Raw genomic sequence first — 23,648 nt, forward strand, 5'->3', positions numbered from 1 at the left:
TATTGTTATTTAGCTGCCTCACTGCTTTTAGTATGTCGCCAACAATAGCTTTTTCTCAGAATGAAAAAATTGTGATAAAGAAAGACGTGACAATTAGTGTTAATGAAATATTTGACTTAATTATCCAGCAAACCAATTACAATTTTATCTATTCTCAAGATTTGTTTTTAAATGCACCCAAGGTAAATTTAAAAAAGGGAACAGTTAAAATTTCAGATTTACTTGAAAAGTGTGTTACAGCTAATAAGCTTGAGTTTTCATTAGCTGGAAATAACACTATTGTAATCAAACCTTCTCTTGTAGCAATTCCGCGTAATTCTAATCAGCAAATAGAAATTCAGATATCTGGTATTGTAACAGATGTTAAGGGTTTGGCTATACCGGGAGTAAGTGTAACTTCAAAAAAGACAAAAAATACTGAAGTTACAGACTTGAATGGACAATTTACTATACAAGTTGCTGAAAATGATATTCTTCAATTTTCATATATAGGTTATAAAACTAAAGAAGTTCCAATTAGTAATAGTAGGCAGATTAAAGTAGTTTTAGAAGAAGACGTTACAGAACTTCAGGCAGTAAAAATTGTATCTACTGGAATCTATACCAGAAATAAGGAAAGTTTTACCGGCGCGGCATCTACATTCACTGCCGCAGAATTGAGAACTATAGGAAATCAGAACTTAATTCAAAGTTTAAAAATACTGGATCCTTCATTTGTTCAAATAGATAATATAGCCGCAGGTTCGAATCCGAATATTTTACCGGACGTACAGATCAGGGGAGCTAACAGCTTACCAGGTTTAAGTGGCGAATATGCAAATAACCCCAATTCCCCTTTGTTTATCTTGGATGGGTTTGAGACTACTCTGCAGAAAATTTACGACCTGGATATGAACAGGGTAGCTGCTGTAACGATCCTTAAAGATGCCGCTGCAAAAGCTATTTATGGATCCAGAGCCGCAAACGGAGTTGTTGTAGTTGAAACTAAAAGACCTCAAAAAGGGAAACTGAGAGTAAGCTACACGGGTGATCTAAATGTAACCGCCCCGGATTTGAGCAGTTATCATCTAACCAATGCCGACCAAAAACTTCAGGTAGAATTAAATGCCGGGAGGTATAGTTCTAATTTTTATTATAGTGAACAATTACTCAAAGAGCAATATAATCGAACCTATGCTGAGGTGGCAAGGGGAGTGAACACTTATTGGCTTTCTCAACCCTTAACAACAGCTGTGGGGCATAAAAGTACATTGTCTTTAGAAGGAGGAGATGATAATTTTACTTACGGAGCAGATTTAACATATAACTCCATACCGGGAGTTATGAAAGAATCAGGGCGCAGAACGACTTCGGGCAATATATTTTTATCGTATCGTGTCAGTGATTTTATTTTTAGAAATATTCTGACGGTTACCGGCAATCATGCCTACGATTCTCCTTATGGTTCATTTTCGGAATACACAAGATTAAATCCGTATTGGACACCATATGATGATAATGGCAATATTAAAAAATTATTAGGGCAGTTTAATTCCGGATCTGGAACTCCTGTAAACTATTATAATCCATTATTTAATGCCACGTTAGGAACTAAAAATTTTAGTGATTACATTGATATTACCAATAATTTTCAAGCAGAGTGGACTGTTTCCAAGGCACTTAAAATTGTTGGTCGTATCGGCTATACGCAGATTCATGAAACCAGAGAAGATTTTTATCCTGCCAATCATACCCGCTATGCTGAATATTCGGAAGAAGATTTCTATAGAAGAGGGGATTATACCATAACCGATGGTATAAGCCATTCTATTAAAACAGATCTTACGCTAAATTATTCCAAAACGATCAATAAACACCTTTTTTACCTAAATGCAGGATGGAATTTATATGAAGTGGGAAGCGAAAGCCATGGCGTGCATGCTCAAGGATTTTTAAATGACAGAGTGGATTATATCAATTTTGCAAGACAATATGCTCAAGATGAGCGACCTTCAGGTTCTGATGCTCTTACTCGGGAAACGGGGTTACTTTCTGCATTAAACTATTCATACGACGACCGCTATTTGGCAGATCTTACTTATCGTTTGCAAGGATCCAGCATATTTGGTGCCGATAACCGATGGGGAAGCTTCTGGTCGGTTGGTTTAGGATGGAATATCCATAAAGAAAAATTCTTCAAACAAGATTGGATCACGCAGTTAAAATTACGCACATCTACTGGATATACTGGAAGCCAGAATTTTAATCCCTATCAGGCCATGGCTACTTACAACTATTTTACAGATAGTTATTATGATAATATAGTGGGAGCAAAATTAATAGGTCTGGCAAACGATCAGTTGAAGTGGCAGCAGACGCAAGATTATAACTTTGGTCTGGATTTAGGGTTATGGAGCAAATTATCTTTACGATTTGATTATTACATAAGTCTCACTAACAACCTGCTGACACAGGTAGCCATGCCGGGCTCAGTTGGGTTTAGCACTATTTCAGAAAATTTAGGCGAAATAAGAAATAATGGTGTCGATGCCACTTTAAACTATAAAGTGTGGAGTAATCCTTCCAGTAATAGTTTTGTTAATTTATTTTTAAACGTTGGATCTAATAAAAACAAATTAGTTAAAATTTCAGATGCACTGAACTCAGTTAATGATGAATTAGAAGCAGATAGAGGCACATCTACAAAACCCTTTGTAAGATATCAGGAAGGAAAATCTACTACTGCTATTTGGGCCGTTCGATCTATGGGAATTGATCCTGCTACGGGAAGTGAAATTTTTGTAAAAAAGAATGGAGAGCTAACTTATGTCTGGGATCCAAATGATCAGGTAGCTGTAGGAGAATCTACTCCTAAAGTTCGAGGAAGTTTTGGATTTAATGCACAATACAAAGGTTTTGGTATCAACTGTGCATTTTCGTATCGTCTAGGAGCCCAATATTACAATCAAACATTAGTGGATAGGGTAGAGAATGTGGATATTCAATATAATGTGGATGAACGTGTATTTACTGATACATGGAAAAACCCGGGGGATAATGCTTTTTTTAAAGCAATTGGCCGTACCCCAACCCGAACCAACCCAAGCTCCCGATTTGTTCAGGATCTTGATGAATTACTGTTAAATTCTGTTAATATTTCTTATGATTTTAGAAATAAAAACTTTTTAGAAAAAGCGAGGTTGAGCAGATTAAGAGTTACACTATTTGGCAACGATTTAGCAAGAATGTCAACCATTAGAGCCGAACGAGGATTAGATTTTCCTTTTGCAAGAACGTTTTCTTTTTCTGTCCAGGCATCATTTTAACAGATGCAATATTAACGTATAAAGTTTTAAATCATGAAAGTATATAAAATATTTCCCCAAATAATAGTCTTAACTCTATCGTTAGTTTTGAGTTCTTGTACAGACTGGCTCGATGTTGAACCCAAGTCCCAAGTTCGCGATAGTAATTTATTTTCATCCGAAAGCGGCTTCAAAGAGGCATTGGCAGGCGTTTACACGACTTTGGCCTACGAACCCTTATATGGAAGAGAAATGACCTTCGGTTTAATTGGAGTTTTGGGGGCTGAGTGGGATTTTCAAAGTATTTCTTATGACTTTGATAAAACCTATGATTATAAAAATAGCACTACTTCCTTAAACAGAATTGATGCTATTTGGAATCAAATGTATAATGCAATAGCCAATGACAATAAATTATTAGAAGAAATTGATGCTAAAAAAGGAGTCTTTAGAGATAATAATTTTGACATTATAAAAGGAGAGGCTTTAGCACTAAGAGCATGGATTCATTTTGACCTTCTTCGTGTATTTGGGGCAAGCTATAAGGAAAACCCAAACAAATTGTCTATTCCGTATTTCACAAAAGCGAGTAAGGAAATTGCAACGCAGCTTTCAGTAGATGCCGTAATTACTAATGTTATTAGTGATTTGAACCAAGCAGCAGAGTTATTGAAAAACGATCCTATAGTAACAGGCCGGCAAATTACTATTGCAGATGATAATGGATATTTAATGAATCGTCAGGTGCATTTAAATTATTATGCAGTCAAAGGACTCCTGGCAAGAGTTTATCTCTACAAACATGATCATGCTCAAGCAGTATCGAATGCTATGGAGGTAATAAATTCTGCGAAATTCCCTTGGATTACTCAAAACAGCCTGGTAGATGCAAATAATGCAGACCTTATATTTTCTACAGAACATTTGTTTGCTTTAAATATAGTTCGTATGAATACCATTTACGAAAACTCATTTACCACAACAGGCGGAAGTAATGTTTTTTATATGTTTCCTGCAACCAGAACCGAATATTACGATAGTAACTCAGACGACTACAGATATCTATACTGGTACAGAGCAAACAATGAAGGGAATTATTTTTTAAGAAAGTACGAACAGTTAGAAAGTACAAGCTGGCCGACTGCTTATCGCAATAAAATGCCAATTATCAAATTGTCTGAAATGTACTTTATTGCTGCGGAAGCTCTCAAAGATACAGATATTACAAAGGCTTCAACATTGATTAATGAGGTACGCGTACATAGAGGGCTTAGTGCAATGACTATCGACAGATCTGTATTTGATACTGTTTTATTACAAGAGTTTAGAAAGGATGTTGTAGGCGAAGGACAACTCTTCTTTTTCCATAAAAGATTAAACTCAAGCCGTATTCCTCGTTCGCCGATTAATGATATTATAGCTGTTAAAGGTTACAAATTGCCAATTCCAGTAAGTGAGCTTAATAATGCACCTGGCAGAGTAGATAATCAATAATTAAAAAACACATTTCATCACTATGAAAAATATAACATTTGCAATACTAATCTGCTCCTTGCTATTTATAGGATGTGAAGAGGAACCCAAATCTTTATTTCCTGAAGATTTCAGTGGATTGAACTTATGGTTAGGCACTAATACTATGAAACCAGATAGTTTGGAGTACAACTATGCTTTTAAATCACTAAACAGCGTCGACAGTATAATGTTTTCTGTTAGACTAACTGGATTCTCTAGTACTCAAGACAGAACTTTCAGGTTAAAGCCAATAGGTGGAGATACCACTGCAATTGTAGAAGGAGTGCATTATAAGTTAAAAGACTATGTACTGAAAGCAAATACCTATCAGGATGTCTTTCCTGTTTATATCTATCGCTCTTCTGATTTTAAAAATAAGTCTGCTAAGATTGTTTTTGGCCTTAAAGAAAATGAAAACTTTAAAAAGGGAATTACGGAACGTTCTGATTTAAAAATTGTTTTCAGGGACAAATTTAGTAAACCGGCTCATTGGGATGTAGACCCGCTTCCTTATTACAGGTTATCTACCTTTTTTGGCGTTTACTCTGATGTGAAATTTCAATTTATTACAACAATAATCGGTGAAGCTCCTGTATTCAAAGTTCGTTATACAGGCACGCCTGTTTCTCCTAATGAAATTAGTTATACACGTGCCCAGTATTACCAAAATCGCTGCAAAAGCGAATTAATAAGGTACAATCAAGAGCACAGTCAGCCTTTGAGAGATGAAAATAATGTATTAGTTGTTTTTCCATAATTTTTGGATAAGACTAATTAAAAAAAGTAAAAATGAGAAAAGCAAATATATTTAAGTTGTTAAGCTTCTTATTTCTAATGATTATAATGGTTTCCTGCTATGATGATAAAGGGAATTATGAGTATCAAAAGTTAGATGAAGTAACTATTGATGTTTCTGAAATGGAAACCTCTTATTCTATTTTACGTTATGATACCTTAACGTTGCAGCCTAAAGTAATCTATAAGGGCACACAAGTAAATCCTCAAAATCCTCAGTTTAAGGAATTAAGTTTCAGCTGGGAAATGTATCCTGCTCAGATCAATAGAGATATTCAGGAAAGACATGATTTAGCAACTACTTTGCACCTTCATAAAGAGATTACAGCCAATGAATTAGTTTGGGAGGTGCTTTTTACAGTAACCAATACAAATACAGGAGTAAAAACATTTGCAAAATTTCCTGTGGCTGTCACTCCTTCTTTAGCCGAAGGCTGGATGGTGCTCTATGAAAAAGACGGCAATACAGATGTTGGTTTAATAACTAATAATGAAATTTCTAAAACCGCCACTAATGAACGAGTATATTATGATTTATATGCAAATGCCAATGGAGCTCCAATACCAGGTAAACCAGGCTCACTGATTTATTCACTTGCTAACCTTACAGGAGCTCATGCCTTGTATATTCAAAGTTCTAATGATGCCGTTCGCGTTGATCCCACAACATTTAGAAGTACTGCCGTTTTTAATGATAAATTATTTTGGACGCCTCCAGCGGTAAAAACTCCCGAATTTGTTACTGCAACTATAGCCAGAAAGGAATTTCTAATAAATAACAATCAGCTCCACGTGGTTGATTACACCATTATTGCACCTGGAGACAGAGCGTTTAATGATGCCTTAGCCGGTAGTTATGGAAAATTAGCACCCTGGATGGCCACTGCAACGAGCGCTGCTTTTGATGCCATTTTATATGACCAGACCAATAAGAGGTTTGTAAAAGTGGTTTCCAGAGGCGCAGAAATTATTCCTATTGCAACTGCACAGGCTGCAACGGCAGCATTTGATGTCAATAATGTCGGTTTAGAATTAATCGATTCTGATTTAGGATTCAGCAATTTCGAACATATTCTTATGAAAGATGCTGTTGGCAGTTATTTTTTACTAACCGCAAATTTTATTGGCGGAGAGACCACTACAATTGGACGAGGTAAATATAACATGAGTTTGTGCCCCGAAATAGCTAGTGTTAATGCTATTACCGCAGGGGCATATGGCGAAGTGTTTTACTATAGTTCTCCTAATAATTTATATCAATTTAAATACACGCCTGGCACTACAGATAGACTTTGGGCTCCTCCGGCAGGCGAAAGCATAACTACAATTTCTTTGCAAAAATATTACAATCAGAATAGAGCTACTGGTGTTATATACGATCCTAAGAATTTTTGTAAAATTTTATACATAGCCACTTATAATGAAAGCACAAAAATAGGATCGGTTTATCAAATGGGGGTAAATGAAACCAATGGGGCAATAATAACTGGTACAGAAAAAAAATACACAGGGTTTGGTAAAATTAAAGCCATGGCATGGAAACCATTTATTGTCAGGTAATCCATCTTATCCCGATATGCTACAAAGGTATCGGGATAAAATAATAAGTAATTAATAACAAAAAACAATAAAACTAAATAAATGAAAAAGTTTATAATTTCAGTGATAATGTGTTCTGCTGCAATTGCAGTTAGTGCACAAGATTTTACCATTAAAGGAAAAATTAAAGGACAAGGCAACGAGCAAATAATTGTTCCCGGGCCTGAAGGAGATATTAAAGTACAAGCAAAAAATGATGTATTTGAATTGAGCGGTAAAGCAGCAGATGAGCCTATCGTTACTCAATTAAGAACAAGTTACGATCGCAACATCTATTTAGGTGGAGGTAAAACAGGGATGTATATGCCAGCTCCAGGTTTAGAAATTGTCCTTAGTAAAGGAGCAAATATTACTGTCAATGGTAATGTAGAGGAACTGCATCTGGCGGAAGTAACAGGCGATATCCATAATGACGGTTTTACAAAACTAAGAAAATTACAAGCCAAAAACATAAAAGAAATGATGGCGCTTCAACAGCAATTCACAGAAATACGTATGATGGGTATTAAAGAAGAAACCGAGAAACATATAAAAAAGATGATGGCCAACCGAAAGGCTATTGAAGATGGTAAAAATGCTTTTATTAAAGAAAATCCCGATTTACTTGCCAGTATTTATTACTTAAATCAAACATCCAAAAGTTATTCTGAAAACGAGTTGGAACAGGCATTCAATGCCTTGTCTCCAACATACAAAAATACCAGATATGGTCAGGGTATAAAATCTAAGATCGAGGCCAATAAAATAATAAGTGATGGTGGTGCGATGCCTGATTTTACTAAACCTGATGTAAATGGAAAGCTGGTTAAACTTTCAGATTTTAAAGGAAAATATGTACTGTTAGATTTTTGGGGTAGCTGGTGTGGCCCGTGTCGTGCCGCTAATCCTCATTTAAAAGAATTATATGCTAAATACAAATCGTTAGGTTTTGAAATTTTAGGTGTTGCAAGTGAAAAGGTTCAAAGTCAGACTATAGCTGAAAAAAATTGGAAAGGAGCTATTGAAAAAGATGGCTTAACCTGGACAAATGTTATTAACAACGAAATTAATCTAAAACAGGATGTTGTTGAAATGTATAGTATAGAGGCATATCCTACACAAATTTTATTAGATAAAGAAGGACGATTAGTTAAACGTTGGAAAGGCGCCGGGCACGAAGAACTAGATCAAACATTAAAAGAAATATTTAAACAATAAATAGATATGATACCATTAAAAAAAATATATTCCTTTTATCTAAGTCTTATTCTTTTCTTTTTCGCATCAGCTGTCTTACAGGCACAATCGGAGAAATCAATTGCTGTTTACGGACATGTTCAGAATCTAAACCCGGAGATTTTTAAAAAATACAATAAAATCTGGTTGTATGAAGGAATTGGGAATCAAAGAAAACTTATCGATTCAGCAGTAGTAAATGAGCAGGGAGATTTCAAACTAAAAACGAATAAAAAACAAACGTTATATTCCTTAGATATTTTAAAATGGCAGACCGCATCTTTTTGGGCCGATGCAGATGTAAAAGTTTTGGCTCGTGGTTATGATACGTCTAAATTTAAAATGAAAAATTCTGGTTTTGTTGAGCTGCAAAGTGGTTCTAAAGCAACTCGAATTATTAATGCGGCGGATTACAATCAATATCTTGCTTCCGAAGAAATGAAAATATTGAATGATGAATGGCTTGTGGCAAATCGTACGGCACAGCAAGATTCAACCTGGAGAAAATACATAAAGAGTGACGGGTTTATCAAAAAATCAGGAGAATTTAACAGACTTCGTTTGGAAAAATTTATTGAAGTTAACTCCGATAGCCCGGCCATCGCTTATTTACTGAGTTTGTACCCTACTGATGCCGATAGTGCGTTTTTTGAATCAAACATACAGCAGGCACTTAAAAAATATCCGCAATCCGAAAATCTGAAATATCTGGATAAGGAGTACCAAACCAAAAAAAATATTAGAAATTCATTAAAAAATAAAAGTCAAATACCTGCATTTGCCTATCCTTCTCCTAATGGAGATGTAATTAACATAGAGTCTTTTAAAGGTAAATATGTTCTGATTGACTTTTGGGCAAGCTGGTGCGGTCCCTGCAGAAAAGCTATTCCTGCAGTAAAAGAGCTTTACGCTAAATATAAAGACAAAGGATTCGACGTGCTGAGTGTTTCCGTAGATTCTAATGAAGAGGCATGGCGCAAAGCTATGGCACAAGAAAATATGCCTTGGCCACAAGTGTTAAGTCCTGATAAAGAAAAGACACTAAAAGAATTTATGATTGTGGGTATACCAACCTTATTTTTAATTGACAGAGAAGGTAAAATAATTCAGAAATTTACTGGTTTCAGCGAATCCTTAAAAGACCAGTTAGCTAAAGCAATTGAAAGTGAAAAGTAAAAAAATAGCATTTTTTCTACTGAAAAAAATATTTGTATTGCTGCTGTTAATCCACAGCGTTTTAACAGCACAGAATACAGAAAATCAGAACAAAATCGTCAAAAAAGTTTTAGAACAGTCATATCCTGCAGCTGTAAAACTGTGGGGTATTGATAGTTTAAACTTAAAACAAAACAGCCCGCAGTTTTCGGGTGTCGTGGTGACAAAGGAAGGAATTATTTTAACTGCAGCTCATGCAATTCATCCGGGTAATTTTTACAGGGTACATTTTCCTGATGGAAAAACGGTGAAAGCTAAAGCTATGGGAAGAATGGGAATTAAATCGATGCAGGGGAGACCGGATATAGGAATGCTTAAAATAATTGATCCGGGAGCTTATCCTTTTGCAGAAATGGGCTGGTCTGACAGCATGAGTACTAATAATTTGTGTGTCAGTATAGCTTATCCAACAACACTCAATCAAGATATTCCAACAATACGTGTAGGCAAAATAGCAACAGTACTGGATCCATGGGGATTCATGGTTTCAACCTGCAAAATGGAACCTGGAGATTCTGGAGGTCCGCTTTTTGATAACTTGGGAAGAGTAATTGCAATTCACAGTCGTATAGCTGTAGATGAAGATATTAATTACGAATCGCCTGTCAACCTTTTTAGAGAATATTGGGAATATCTACTACAGCCGGTCAATTATGCGGAACTGCCTTCAGATAAACTGCAGTTTGCACCTGATACTTTAAATAATAAACTTATAGATAATGATAATCTAATTGTTATTCCTCATAACTTAGCTGTAAAAGGGATAGCTGAAATAGTAAGTAAGGCCGATAAGACCAAAGTAATAGCTTTTGGCACTCTCATTAAACCCGAGAATAAAACAGGAAAATTTACATGGATTGTTACCAAAAACAGTCTGCTCACAAGCGCTGTTTTAGTTAAAATTGACGGTAAATTTCACGATACAAAAATTTTTGCCACCAGTATTTCGAATGATTTAGCGTTGCTAAAAATTAATAAAACAAATAAAGAAGAAATTTCCAAAACTAAGGTTGTTGACTCATTTGAAAATCCTGGAACAACCCTTGTCAGTTTTTTAAGTGATAATAAAAATGAATTAAGTTCATTAGGATCTAGAGTCTTTGAATTTAAGACCAAACCTGCTAAAGGTTACTTTGGTGCAGGTGCCAATTTTATTAAAGGAAATATAACTATTACGAGTTTAGGCCCAGATAGTCCAGCAGCAAAAGCAGGTCTCAAGGTACAGGATCAGGTTAAATTTATTAACGGAATTGCTGTTATTAAACCTGAAGATTATGGTAGGGAATTAATGCAGTATGTGGTTGGAGATACTATTTCGATAAAGGGATTAAGAAACGGAGAAGAGTTTGATTATACTGTAGTATTAGGAGAATTTCCTTTAAGTGATCATCCTTCTAATAAATTTCAGGGTGGTAGAAGTGAACGATTTGATAATTTTGAATCTGTTTTTGCCCATGATGCAAAGTTGCAACCTTATCAATGTGGAGGACCTGTTTTTAAAATTGACGGAACTTTTATGGGAATTAATATAGCCCGGTTCAGTCGCACTTGTTCTCTGGCAATACCCGCTGAGGTGATTTTTAATTTTGTGGAATCCTCTTTAAATACTGAAATTTAATTTGCCTTAAAGAAAACGGCTGTCTCACTATATTCCCCCATTGGTTTAGACGAGTATATAATTAAATTTGGCAATGATGAGCTCGATATTGTATTGAGCTCATCCTTTTTAGGTTATGTTTTGTTCTTTCATAATTGTAATAAGCAATAAATTTATTTTTGCTAACGAGTTAATAGTTTTAAAATCAAACACTTTAACTGTACCTAGCGGTTTCCAATTTAATCTTTATATTTGATAATTAAACTAATAAAATGAGCGAAAAAACTAAACCGTATGCCTTAATAACAGGCGCAAGTAAAGGCATTGGAAAATCTATTGCTTATGAATTGGCTGAACAGGGTTATTCACTATTACTTGTTGCAAGAAGTGAAGAGGAATTAAAAGCGCTATCCGATGAACTTGAAGTTAAATACGGCATCAAAGCTTTTATTTTTTCAATTGATCTGTCTACAAGTGGCGCATCACAAAAAGTAACCGATTGGATAAAAATCAGTAATTATCCAGTTGGAGTTCTGATTAATAATGCAGGTTATGGTGTGTGGGGAGATTTTAGCGAGTCTTCTCTAAGTGATCAGCTTGGCATGATGCAGCTTAATATGAATGTAGTTGTAGAACTTTCGCATTTATTAGTACCTATACTTTCACAAGAAAAACAAGCTTACATTTTAAATATTGCGAGTACTGCCGCATACCAGGCTGTACCTACGCTGGCTATTTACTCCGCTACAAAGGCTTTTGTTTTATCGTTTACGCGTGCTTTGCGTTTCGAACTTGCAAAAACTTCAATTTCAGTAACCTGTTTTAGTCCGGGGCCAGTTGATACGGGTTTTGCTGCAAGAGCAGGTTTAAGCGCTTTAAATAAAATGGCTGAAAAGTTTAATATGCAGCCTGATGAAGTTGCAAAGATTGCAGTAAAAGCTATGTTCAACAAAAAATCAGAAGTTATTCCGGGTTTTACCAATATCATTTCGGTGTACGCCAATCGTGTACTGCCAAAGGCATTTATCGAAAAAACTGCAGCTGGGATTTATAAAATTTAAATTTTTTAGAAAAAAAAATAAAAAAATATTCTTTGTAAATGAGAAATTATATTACATTTGCCTAAATATCTACTAATTCTATAGAGTATGTCAAATAAAAGAAATATGTTTAATTTATCTGAAAGCCGAATGCACGCAAACATGCTAATGTTTTGTTGCTGTTGTTGTTGCATGCTGTCGGATAAAATTACAAACACTATTATTTCATTTATTAAATCTATATTATCATGGTATCTTCTTATAAAACCTTTACCCTTACTGAGCAATTAACTAATGAGCAAATTGCCTTTTTTAACGAATATGGCTTTATCCATTTCAAAAAATTTATAAATCCGGAAACTGTTTCATCCATCATTGATGCCTCGAAAGAAGTGGAGCAACATTGGATTGAAAACGATCTTCAAAAAATAAACGGTGTTCCAATTAAATACGGAAAAGATTTAGATGGCTCTGCTATTGTACAGCGTTTTGCTTTTATCAATCAACATCATCAAACCTTAAGCGGTCTTTTACTTGATCCAAGATTTAATGGTTTATTACCATTGGCAGGTGATGGCGCAAGATTAGGAACGGAAGAAAAAGACGGAATGGTTTTTAATCATTACATCAATGGACCGGAAAGCAAGTTTACTAAAATGGGCTGGCATACAGATGGTTTGAGAGATATTTTTTATGGTGCAAAATTGAATCCGATGCTAAATGTGGGTATTCACTTAAGCACTTTAAAACCTGAAAACGGCGGGCTTAAAATTATTCCGGGTACTCACAAGCAAAGTATTTATCAAATGCTTTTCCGTAAAAAATACTTTTTGGATAATAAGCCCGATTCAGAGGAAATTTCCATCAATCCGGAAGCTGGGGATTTAACTATTCACGATGGACGTTTGTGGCACAGAGTTGCAGAATCATCTATTCGTGGTGAAGAAAGTAGAAGAAGAGTTATATATATCCCAATTATAGCAGGAAAGTATGCCCCTAAAAATGAAAACAGTCCAACGGTTTTCTATCAACGTTTTGCAGGTATTGTTAAATAATTATGCTAATTATTATCGCATTTAGTTATCTGGTTAGATCAGGTAAACTAAAAAGTACCACCGATTTTTTTAAAAATACGCAGAGAAGAATAAAAGTAAAAATTGCAAAACTAGAATTGGCAATACTATCTGGGATTCAAATATTGAGCTGATAATGGGAAAAAAAACAAAGGCTGAAGATTATAATATAATCGCACAAAGAACATTTTCAGACCGTAAGCGAACTAATATTTTAAAAAAATCGGAACAGTCAGCAATTGTATTTTTGCTTCCAAAGGTGCCTAAATTCATTTCGCCAAACTTACTCACTTTAATTGGTACACTTGGTTCGGGGTTCGTTTTTTTAGCTTTTGTTTTAGGAACTTATGTAGCAAATTGGTATTTACTTTTTGGTATTATCGGGTTGGCTATAAATTGGCTGGGCGATTCTTTAGACGGAAGATTGGCTTATTATAGAAATATTCCGCGTCGCTGGTATGGTTTTGCGCTCGATATTATTGCTGATTGGATTGGTATTGTACTTATTGGCTTTGGTTACTACATATATGCTGAAAATGACACACAATTAGTAGCCTTTGCTTTTGTTTCATTCTATGGCTGGTCTATAATCATTAGTCAGTTACGTTATAAAATTACAAACCAATACAGTATAGATTCTGGTTTTGTAGGCCCAACTGAACTTAGATTTATTATTGCTTTAATTTTAATCATAGAAGTTTTATTGCACGGATCCATTGCTTATTTGGCTGGCTTAATCACTGTTCTGTTATTTGTGATTAATATTATAGACAGCATAAAACTTTTACAATTGGGTGATTTAAAAGATAAAGACCAAGACTGAAATGTTCAGGAAAGAAGCTGTTTTCACTTTCCTGCGGGCACAAGTTTCTGCATTTTTAGGCGGCCTAACCGATTATGTCCTAATGGTTCTATTAACAGAAGTATTTAAACTGCATTTCAGCTTTTCTATCCTAATCTCTGGAATCGTTGGAGCAATTATCAATTTCAGCATCAATAGATTTTGGGTGTTTAAAAATCAATGTAGTTATAATAGCCGCGTCAATAGTCAGCTTTTTAAATTTGCATTGGTTGTATTGGGAAGCATTTCCTTAAAATCATTCGGCACCCTTGTTTTACAAAAAGTATTTCAAATCGATTACAGAATCGGCAGATTAATCACCGATAGTTTTGTTTCTTATGGATTTAATTACCCGCTGATTAAATATTGGGTTTTTAGAACAAACAAGAAGCAGGATCCAGTCGATTAAAATTAGTTTATAAATGTTTTATCATGAATAAAAGATCATTTAAATATTTTACAAAATCACTTATCGTTATAACGATTCTACTGAATATAATTTCTGGAAATCTGCTGGCACAATCCAAAAATCCTTCACCATTAAATTTTCCAACACCCAAAAACATAGATCATATGCTGTTTTACATTCAGCGGGATCCAAATATAAATACCGCCATTTATGCAGTAAACTATCAGGAAAATGGAAAAATAAATCAGAGCAATCCCATAAAAGCGTACTGGATTCGATATGCTGAGAAAGGAGAGAAAAAAGAGTTTAATTATATGCAACGTAAATTTGCCTACGGAATAGAAAGTAAAACCCTAAATAATGAGGAGTTTGAGCTCTTGTTTGTTTCGTATAAAAAGTTACCCTTAATCTTGAAAAAACTAGATTCAGATCAAAAGTATCATGTTTTTGCAAATGTAAATCAGAAAAAAATACAGGTAGAAAAAATATTTGTACGTATTGAGGGCGGTTCTTTTTGGTTGCCAAATGTAAAATATGCCGAGGTTACTGGAATTGATACTGCCTCAAATAAAACAATTACTGAAAGAATGTTGTTGTAATGAGTTGGCTAAATGACTTTTATATCTAAGTTTAAAATACTAAGACAAAAAAATCCCATTTCGTAAGAAGTGGGATTTTAGTTTTGCGACCCCGACGGGACAAATTTCAACATTTTTTTTGGATGATTTGAAGAAATTGGCTTTCTATATGTAGTGTCTGTCTTCCATTGGCTATGTAAATTTGGTTCAGATGTCCTGTTGGGGATTGAAGGAGATGTGCCTTCAAAAAACAAATCGCTAACCTCTTTTATTAAAACCGCCTTATCTTTTTGTGGCAAAATTAGAGGTAACTTCACCGTCCTACTGATACTCCTATGACAGCAATAGCAAGAACAATTAAAATCAATATAAAAGAGTTATTAAAAGAATTGGAAATACCTAAATTGCAAGAGCCGGAAAATTTTTATTTATCATAAACCTTCAAAACCAATCACAAATGAAAACATTAACCAAAGAAATGCAGGCCGCAATAACTCCTTCCAAGGCTTTAGAGCTTTTAAAAGAAGGAAACCAGAGATTTGTAAGCAACCTGAAAATAAACCGTAATCTTCTGCAGCAGGCCAATGAAACTTCAGACGGACAGCATCCTTTCGCTGTAATTCTGAGCTGTATAGACAGCCGAACTTCTGCCGAATTAATTTTCGACCAGGGACTTGGCGATATTTTCAGTGTGCGTATTGCCGGAAACATTATCAATGAGGACATTTTAGGCAGCATGGAGTTTGGCTGTAAAGTGGCAGGTTCAAAAATAATTGTAGTATTAGGCCATACAAAATGCGGAGCTGTAAAAGGTGCCTGTGACCATGTTGAAATGGGTAACCTCACAGCGCTGCTGACCAAAATAAGACTGGCAGTTGATGATGAAACCCAGACCAAAGAAAACCGCAATTCAGGCAATGCTGCTTTTGTAGAGAATGTGTCTGTCATTAATGTTAAACGTACCGTTTCATCGATAATGCAGCGCAGTCCGATATTGAAAGAAATGATTGAAAACGGAGAAATTGGAATTGTTGGAGGATCACACGACATTACTACAGGTGAAGTGACATTTTTTCCTGAAACTATTAAATTCGGATCGTAAAAAGTAAGGACAGCAGATTCTCTCAATACTGAAAATAAGCAGTGCGAAAAAAGGGCATTCATCGTAGATTAAAATGACATTTTTTCATAGTGAATAATGAAAAAATGTCAGAATTAGCCCCTGGCATATTATTTGTTTTTTTCTTGGTGCACACCTTTGTGCAAGTTCAAAAATTTATTGTATAACAATTTTAAAAATTACTGTTATGAATCTTATTAAAAGAAATGGAGGCCATATGCCGGCTTTCCAACGTTTGTTTTTTGATGATGTTTTTGGCCGCGATCTTTTCAATTGGGAAAACAACAATTTTTCAACCACAAGCACCACACTGCCTTCAGTGAATATTAAGGAAACTGACGAAAATTATGAAGTGGAGGTTGCCGCTCCCGGTATGAGCAAGGATGACTTCAAGGTTACCCTTGATAATGGACAGCTGCTTATTTCTTCGTCTAAACAGGAACATGTAAATCAAGAGGAAGAAAATTACACCCGCAGAGAGTTCAGTTATCAATCTTTCCAGAGAAGTTTTATACTGCCTAAAAATGTAGTGGACGAAGATAGAATTCGTGCCCGTTACGAAAATGGAATTTTACTGCTGTCGATTCCAAAACTGGAACAGGCCAGACAAAAGTCACCAAGGATGATAGAGATTTCTTAAAAATTTTTATCAATTTTTTATTGAAAGCTGCCCCCATAAAGGCAGCTTTCTTGATAATAATTTAAAAATATGCTGTCACAATTATTCTCGGGGATAGCTGTGCTTTCCCTTATTGTCTTATTGTTGATTTTATTGCTTCGACGTTTAAAGCAGCCTTACTTTATCGCTTACATAGCGGCCGGTGTACTTTTAGGTCCTCAGGTATTTAATATTATTCACAAACCTGATGTGATATCAGAACTTGGTGAGATAGGTATCATTATTATGATGTTTTCTATAGGAAGCGAGATTGACCTTCAATACCTCACGCGTAATTTTTACAAGCCGCTGATGATTTCAGTTGTTCAGATTTTGCTTAGTTTTATCTGCATGTATTTTGTAGGATCATATGCAGGATGGGAAATTACAACAATTGTACTGACTGCTTTTACAATCAGCATCAGTAGTTCGGCAATTGTATTTCAGTATCTGACCAGAACAGGCGAAATTAAAAGTCAGCTCGGCATGATTACCTGCGGTGTATTATTAATACAGGATATATTGGTTATACCTATGATACTGGTATTGAATTTTATGTCAGGTGCCGCTGTATCATTAGTCCAATTGATAAAAGTATGCGCAGGAGGTGTATTAATGATTCTTTTTTTGAAAGGGGCTCTGACTAAAAAACTTTTTAAAATTCCGATGCAGAAAGAGATTACTGCTGACCATGAACTGCAGGTTTTTATCGGCTTTAGTATTTGTTTCACAATGGCCTGGATCAGCGGATGGTTTGGCTTGTCTACTGCTTTTGGTGCTTTTGCTTCAGGAATATTGATCGGGCATGATAAGGCAACGCACTGGCTGGGCAGTTCCCTTATTCCTTTTAGGGTATTTTTTATGGCTTTCTTTTTCTTAGCTGTAGGACTACAGTTAGATATTAATTTTTTTATTCAAAATGCAGGTACAATTATATTGATTTCATTTTCAGTACTCTTTATAAGCAGCCTGATCAATACCATTCTTTTTAAACTGACTAAGAACTCCTGGCGAGACAGTTTATATGCAGGGGCACTCTTATCGCAGATAGGGGAATTCAGTTTTATTTTAATGACCATGGCAGCTTCTTTAAAATTAGTAGAAAATTATACGTATCAAATAACATTGGCTGTAATTACTTCAACTATGATGCTGACTACAATCTGGCTTATGATTATTCAGCAGCTAATTTACAGGCTAAAATAGAAAGGAAAGGTTGTTTTTTCTTTTGACCCTGCAGGACTGTAATTTCTTTTTCCGAGAATTGTTTTTTTTATAAGGCCCAAAGAAAAAATATGTCAGTGATGAATTGATTGTGAACGGCCTGTCTAAGATAATATGAAATCCTATTAGCATCATAATTTATACTATGATTGACAGTGTTTGTTTTTTAGGAGCTTTTCCCGCTATACGTTGCGATCTTTTGTGCCTAACGCCGGCGAAAAATGATTTCACTGCACACGAGCGAAGCGAACTGGTGAAGCAGTCAGGCTAGGGCTGCTCAGGTGCCCTTTTTGTCTTGGAGAACTGCAATTCAAAACCAATTGTTGTACTTCTAATCAATAACCAATCACCTTTTTATACTGATGCAATAGAACATAGCCTGCGGCGGCTTTTTAGATTAATAAAAAAACAGAAGGTTATAATAAAAAAGGCGCCAATTGCCTTCAATTGGCGCCTTTTGGCTGTGATGAATTTCAACAAAATTTATGGAAGCTTTGAAGAGATTGGCGTATTATATTTAGTGTCTGTCTTTCATTGGCTTTATAAATTTGGTTTGGATGTCCAGTTACGGATTTGTGGAAAATGTAGCATCAAAAAAATAAAATATTATCCTATTTTTAGTAAAACCGCCTTAGCTTTTTTGTGGTAAAATCAGAAGCTACTCCAATATTTGCATGGTACGATTTTGCCAGAAAAATTAGAATGGTCAAATATTTTGTTTCATTTTATAAGATGAAACGTATTTTTTTTCAATTTGTAAGGGTAAGTGAACTTTTATAAATAATTTTAAATAACGATTTTGATATTTAACTATTTAAAATATTTTTATGAAAAAATCATTTCTATACCTCTCTATGTTTTTATTATTACTGTCTTGTAAAAAAGAACAAAAAGTAATTGATAATAAGAATGTATCTAAAGCTGAAGCATTATCAGATAATGATATTTCAGATGCCTATTTGTATCTGCTTGGGAGAGCATTTGTACTTAGACAACAGCGTCTTGATTTTGAAAAAGAAGGTTTTCAATGGAATAAAATTCAGTATCGCGCACCGGGTGGAGTTAACTGGGCGAATCCAAATTTGGACGTAGTCTATATGGAAGCCTGGATAGCGGTTGATGAGAATAATTATGTTATATTGGAAATTCCTAAAATTGAGGGACGTTATTACACCTGGCATATGCTAAATGGATGGGGAGAAACCATACTTAATATTAACGAGAGAACCTTTCCTCAAAAACCTTACGGTAAATATGCTTTATGCTTGAAAGGCAGTAATCCAAAAATACCGGGTGATGCACTTCGAGTTGATCTTCCCGTGAAAACATCGCGGGTTTTGGCGCGTTTGGAACTAGGTAAAAATGTTCAGGAGGCGGTAATTCTTGAAAAGCAGTTTAAAGTAATTGAAAGCGGTAAACCACAGATAAGGCCATTTTATAAGTTAGCTCACTTTACAAATGATAAATTGCCGGGAGCAGAACTATTTGATGACGCCAGTGGAATTTTAAACAGCGAGCCAGATATTAACAAAGGAATGGAAAATGTACGAGCTAAAGTTAAGGAGGTAGAAAAATTGGTAAAATCAGGAAGTGAAGCTAGAACCAGAGTGGATCAGATAATTAAACAGAAGTCATTAAAGGAGCTTGCTGAATTAATTAAAACGCCCGGAGAAAAACAAAATGGATGGTCGCATCCTGTTGGAATAGGAAATTATGGATCAAACTTTAAAACCCGAACCGTGGTTAATCTGGGAGGAATCTGGGCTAATAATTTACGAGAAGCCATTTACTTTATCAGAACAGGAAATGATGGAAGTGCAGTCTACACTCAGACTTTCGCTAAAAATGAGCTGCCTCAGTCCAAAGTAAAATATTTCTGGTCTGTGATCTGTGTTGACGGAAAAGAGTTTAAGGTGATTCCAAATCCTCTGAAAAGATATCTTTTAAATAATCAATCACCATTAAAATTCAATAATGACGGTTCACTGACTATTATTTATAGCCCTAAAAAACCTCAAAATTTGCCGGAATCCAACTGGATACCGACGCCTGAGGGTAAAAAATACAACCTAACTTTTAGATATTATGGACCATCGCAGGATATAATCGATGGCAGTTATTCTCCGCCGGATTTACTAAAGCAACAAACGTCAAAAATTAATTAACTATAATTATATGATCTCGAGGCTAAGTTAATAAGAGTAGAAAAATATAAAAGAAATTAAACTCACTAGTTCTACTTTATTTTCTTAGGAATCAACAATGATTCAAAGCTAGTCTATGTTAATATGGTAAATGGAAAAAAGGCGCCAATTGTCTTCAATTGACGCCTTTTGGCTTTGTGACGGGGACAGGACAAATTACAACATCATTTTTGGATGATTTGAAGAAATTGGCTTTTTATATGTAATGTCTGTCTTCCATTGGCTTTGTAAATTTGGTTTAGATGTCCCGTCGGGATTCATGGGAAAATCTATTTGATTTCTAAATTGATTAAATGAATATTAGTATTTTTATTATTTCGTATCAGATATATTGTTTGCTCATTTGTGTACGTGAAATAAAAGTTTAATTTTACTTTTTAAACTATACACCTTTTCCTGTTTGTCATTTAAAAAATAATCCTTCCTAATTATTTAGACAAACGCGATTAAAGAATGCATTTTAAATGCTTATTTTTTATTTACAAAACTCAAAATTTCATGTATCAATTTGTAAAATATATTTTGATGCTCATTTTGGCATCTTTAAGTTTAATATCCTGTAAACAAAAACAGGGAGACAAAATTAGAGTTGGTTTCTCACAGGCGATGACGACGGACGATTGGCGCAAGCAAATGAACAGTTCAATAAAAATTGAAGCTTCTTTGCGACCTGAAGTCGATTTGACAATCAAAGACGCCAATAATAATGTCGATAAACAAATCGAAGATATCGAGCGTTTTATTTCTAATAAAGTGGATGTTATTATTGTATCGCCAATTCAGTCCAAACCTTTAACGGCAGTTGTCGAAAAATCAATAAAAGCAGGAATTCCTGTTCTTGTTGTCGATCGAAAAATTGAAGGAGAAAGTTACACAGCTTATCTCGGAGCAGATAATATTGAAATTGGACGAATCGCCGGTCGCTACATTATCTCGCACAGTAAAGCTTCTGGCAATATTATAGAAATTACAGGCGCCAGCGGATCATCTCCGGCTTACGAAAGAACGCTTGGTTTCAATCAGATTATCAACGAGAATAAGCGTTTTAAAATTGTAAATACCATTCAGGGCGATTGGGAAAAAGAATCAGTTAAAGCGCCTTTAAAGGCCATTCTTCTGCAAAATCCAAATGTTGAATATATCTTCGCTCATAACGACAGAATGGCTTTAAGCGCCTGGGAAACTGCTAAAACCCTGGGACTTGAAAAGAAAATAAAGTTTATTGGTGTGGATGCCTTAAACTCCGTAAATGGTGGTATTGAGTTGGTAAAAAGTGGCGTTCTTGATGGAACGATTTTATACCCAACCGGAGGAAACGAGGCTCTAAAACTGGCATTGAAAATGTACAACAAAGAATCGATTTCCAGAAACAATATCTTAAATACGATTGTTATTGATAAAAACAATGCTGAAATTATCGAAAACCAAATGGATAAAGTCGATCAACAGCAATTGGTAATCGAATCACAGCAAGGTGCTATTAAAGTTCAGGAAAGAGAATATGCTTCGCAGAATAATTTGGTAAGATTGCTTAGCTTTTTTCTTGTAATTATTTTGAGCTTAACGATTTACAGTATTTATTCTACAATTTCGATTTCAAAAAAGAAAAAACAATTAGAAAGAATTAATCAAACGGTAATTGACCAAAACAATGAAATTCAGGAAATGGCTCAGATTGCAGCTAAAAGCAACGAAGCAAAACTGAATTTCTTCACCGGACTTTCGCATGAATTTAAAACTCCTATCACTTTAATAATGAGTTATGTGGAATCTTTAATAGAAAATGATAAAATTAAAGGAACTGCATTGATTGACGAAGTTAAATTAATCCATAAAAATTCTAACCGCTTATTGCGATTAATTAATCAATTGTTAGATTTCAGAAAAATCGAAGAGCAAAAATTTACTTTAAGAGCTTCCAATACTAAGATTTACGATTTTACGAATGAAGTCATGATTAATTTCAAAGGTGAAGCTGCGCGCAGAAATATTGATTTTCAGTTAAGCTGTAAAAACAAAAATATGGAACTGTTTATTGATCGCGGTTTAATGGATAAAGTGTATTTTAATTTATTGTCAAATGCGTTTAAATTTACGCCGGATAATGGTAAAATTAGTATTTCAATTGTCGAAAATCAGGATAATACGGTAAAGATACATTTTAAAGATTCCGGAATTGGAATTCCTGACGATGAGCTTTCAAATGTTTTTGATCCATTTTTCAGGGCTTCAAATAATAATAAAAATAGTTCAGGAATTGGTTTGCATTTGTCTAAAGAGTTTGTGCTTTTGCATCAGGGAACTATTGAACTGAAATCTAAACAAGGGAGCGAATTTGTAATTACTTTATTAAAAGGAAACAGTCATTTGCAGCCTAGTGAAATTATTCAGAAAGTCGAAAGCCTGACCAGTATTCCGAATTTAATTACCGATAATTTAAACATAGAACCCGATTTAAAAGAATCAAATACGATTTCAGATTCTGAAAAACATTCGCTGCTAATTATTGAAGACAATGTAGATTTGGTTAATTTTCTAAAAGCAAAACTTTCCAATGAATATGTAGTTTACAATTCTGACGGAAGCGATGCCATTGAAAAAGCATTGGAAATTATTCCGGACATTATTATTTGCGATATTAATTTAGTTGATAAAGATGGTTACGAAATTAGCAAAGAACTAAAGAAAGACCTTCGTTCCTCACATATTCCTATTATAATTCTAACGGCGCAAAGTAACAAAGAATCTGTTTTAAAAGGCTTGCAGAGTGGAGTAGATCAATATTTGACAAAACCTTTTAGCCTTTCAATTCTAAAACAATCTCTATCGAGTTTGCTTTTCAATAGAGAAAAACTACGCTATTATTACACCAATAATATTTACAGAGTTGAACCTGAATCTAAGTTTGGAAATCAGGAACAGTCCTTTATTACCAAAATGAATGACATTATTAAAAAGAATGTTGAGAATCCAAAGTTTTCGGTTGAAGATTTGGCGGATAAATTGGGTGTTTCGAGAGTTCAGCTGTATAGAAAAGTGAAAGCAATTATCGGAATTAATATTAGCGATCATATTAATAATGTCAAATTAGAGAAAGCAGCAGAGCTTTTGAAGTCAAATGACATGAATATTTCTGAAATTGCCTACTCGTTAGGTTTCTCTTCTCCAAACTATTTTTCTACAGCTTTTAAGAATAAATTTGGAATTTCTCCTAAAGAATATAAAACGACCAGCTAATTTGTCTTTGAAATTGTTTCTTTTAAAGTATCAATTTTGAAGGT

The 23,648-nt window shown here is 34.7% G+C and carries 18 protein-coding genes; 17 read left to right on the forward strand and 1 reads right to left on the reverse strand.

Annotated features, from left to right (window positions below):
• Positions 1–32 precede the first annotated feature (32 nt).
• From HYN56_RS16870 to HYN56_RS16900, 7 genes are all read left to right on the forward strand, one after another.
• Entirely contained in the window at positions 33–3,305 is a 3,273-nt protein-coding gene (locus HYN56_RS16870) for a SusC/RagA family TonB-linked outer membrane protein (RefSeq protein ID WP_205727623.1), read from the forward strand.
• Positions 3,306–3,392: 87 nt separating this feature from the next.
• Positions 3,393–4,778, forward strand: coding sequence for a RagB/SusD family nutrient uptake outer membrane protein (locus tag HYN56_RS16875; protein ID WP_205727624.1), 1,386 nt, complete (start codon positions 3,393–3,395; stop codon positions 4,776–4,778).
• A 145-nt stretch (positions 4,779–4,923) separates the two neighbouring features.
• Positions 4,924–5,556, forward strand: a complete 633-nt coding sequence (locus HYN56_RS16880) for a DUF4843 domain-containing protein (protein ID WP_167398327.1) — start codon at positions 4,924–4,926, stop codon at positions 5,554–5,556.
• A gap of 32 nt (positions 5,557–5,588) precedes the next feature.
• On the forward strand, positions 5,589–7,154 hold the full coding sequence (locus HYN56_RS16885; protein WP_109193249.1) for a PKD-like family lipoprotein: 1,566 nt from the start codon (positions 5,589–5,591) through the stop codon (positions 7,152–7,154).
• Positions 7,155–7,235: 81 nt separating this feature from the next.
• Entirely contained in the window at positions 7,236–8,390 is a 1,155-nt protein-coding gene (locus HYN56_RS16890; RefSeq protein WP_109193250.1) for a peroxiredoxin family protein, read from the forward strand.
• A 6-nt stretch (positions 8,391–8,396) separates the two neighbouring features.
• Complete coding sequence (locus HYN56_RS16895) at positions 8,397–9,584, forward strand: TlpA family protein disulfide reductase (RefSeq protein WP_109193251.1); 1,188 nt, start codon at positions 8,397–8,399, stop codon at positions 9,582–9,584.
• A complete protein-coding gene (locus HYN56_RS16900; protein WP_167398328.1) occupies positions 9,574–11,241 on the forward strand; it encodes a S1C family serine protease in 1,668 nt (555 codons plus the stop codon). The genes HYN56_RS16895 and HYN56_RS16900 overlap by 11 nt, the downstream gene beginning before the upstream one ends.
• A gap of 61 nt (positions 11,242–11,302) precedes the next feature.
• On the opposite strand, the gene HYN56_RS25315 is transcribed toward HYN56_RS16900, so the two are convergent.
• Positions 11,303–11,389 carry an IS3 family transposase gene (locus HYN56_RS25315; RefSeq protein WP_109194848.1) on the reverse strand — a complete coding sequence of 29 codons (87 nt, stop codon included), beginning with the start codon at positions 11,387–11,389 and terminating at the stop codon, positions 11,303–11,305.
• A 103-nt stretch (positions 11,390–11,492) separates the two neighbouring features.
• Between HYN56_RS25315 and HYN56_RS16910 the strand changes: the two genes are divergently transcribed.
• From HYN56_RS16910 to HYN56_RS16960, 10 genes are all read left to right on the forward strand, one after another.
• Entirely contained in the window at positions 11,493–12,281 is a 789-nt protein-coding gene (locus tag HYN56_RS16910; RefSeq protein WP_109193253.1) for an SDR family NAD(P)-dependent oxidoreductase, read from the forward strand.
• A 227-nt stretch (positions 12,282–12,508) separates the two neighbouring features.
• Positions 12,509–13,315 carry a phytanoyl-CoA dioxygenase family protein gene (locus tag HYN56_RS16915; protein WP_109193254.1) on the forward strand — a complete coding sequence of 269 codons (807 nt, stop codon included), beginning with the start codon at positions 12,509–12,511 and terminating at the stop codon, positions 13,313–13,315.
• A 154-nt stretch (positions 13,316–13,469) separates the two neighbouring features.
• Complete coding sequence (locus tag HYN56_RS16920) at positions 13,470–14,156, forward strand: CDP-alcohol phosphatidyltransferase family protein (RefSeq protein WP_109193255.1); 687 nt, start codon at positions 13,470–13,472, stop codon at positions 14,154–14,156.
• 1 nt (position 14,157) lies between these two features.
• Positions 14,158–14,583, forward strand: a complete 426-nt coding sequence (locus HYN56_RS16925; RefSeq protein ID WP_109193256.1) for a GtrA family protein — start codon at positions 14,158–14,160, stop codon at positions 14,581–14,583.
• A gap of 23 nt (positions 14,584–14,606) precedes the next feature.
• Positions 14,607–15,182 (forward strand): DUF4833 domain-containing protein, encoded by a 576-nt coding sequence (locus HYN56_RS16930; RefSeq protein WP_109193257.1) that lies wholly within the window; start codon positions 14,607–14,609, stop codon positions 15,180–15,182.
• A 412-nt stretch (positions 15,183–15,594) separates the two neighbouring features.
• Positions 15,595–16,263 carry a carbonic anhydrase family protein gene (locus HYN56_RS16935; RefSeq protein WP_394336282.1) on the forward strand — a complete coding sequence of 223 codons (669 nt, stop codon included), beginning with the start codon at positions 15,595–15,597 and terminating at the stop codon, positions 16,261–16,263.
• Positions 16,264–16,468: 205 nt separating this feature from the next.
• Positions 16,469–16,921 (forward strand): Hsp20/alpha crystallin family protein, encoded by a 453-nt coding sequence (locus HYN56_RS16940; protein WP_109193259.1) that lies wholly within the window; start codon positions 16,469–16,471, stop codon positions 16,919–16,921.
• Between the two features lie 69 nt (positions 16,922–16,990).
• The gene (locus HYN56_RS16945; protein ID WP_109193260.1) at positions 16,991–18,145 is read left to right on the forward strand and encodes a cation:proton antiporter; all 1,155 of its coding nucleotides are present in this window, start codon (positions 16,991–16,993) and stop codon (positions 18,143–18,145) included.
• 845 nt (positions 18,146–18,990) lie between these two features.
• Complete coding sequence (locus tag HYN56_RS16955; protein ID WP_240622572.1) at positions 18,991–20,328, forward strand: DUF1214 domain-containing protein; 1,338 nt, start codon at positions 18,991–18,993, stop codon at positions 20,326–20,328.
• Positions 20,329–20,865: 537 nt separating this feature from the next.
• Positions 20,866–23,604, forward strand: a complete 2,739-nt coding sequence (locus tag HYN56_RS16960; RefSeq protein ID WP_109193263.1) for a substrate-binding domain-containing protein — start codon at positions 20,866–20,868, stop codon at positions 23,602–23,604.
• Positions 23,605–23,648: the final 44 nt, after the last annotated feature.

The organism is Flavobacterium crocinum (assembly GCF_003122385.1).
In the GTDB taxonomy this organism is placed as follows: Bacteria; Bacteroidota; Bacteroidia; order Flavobacteriales; family Flavobacteriaceae; genus Flavobacterium; species Flavobacterium crocinum.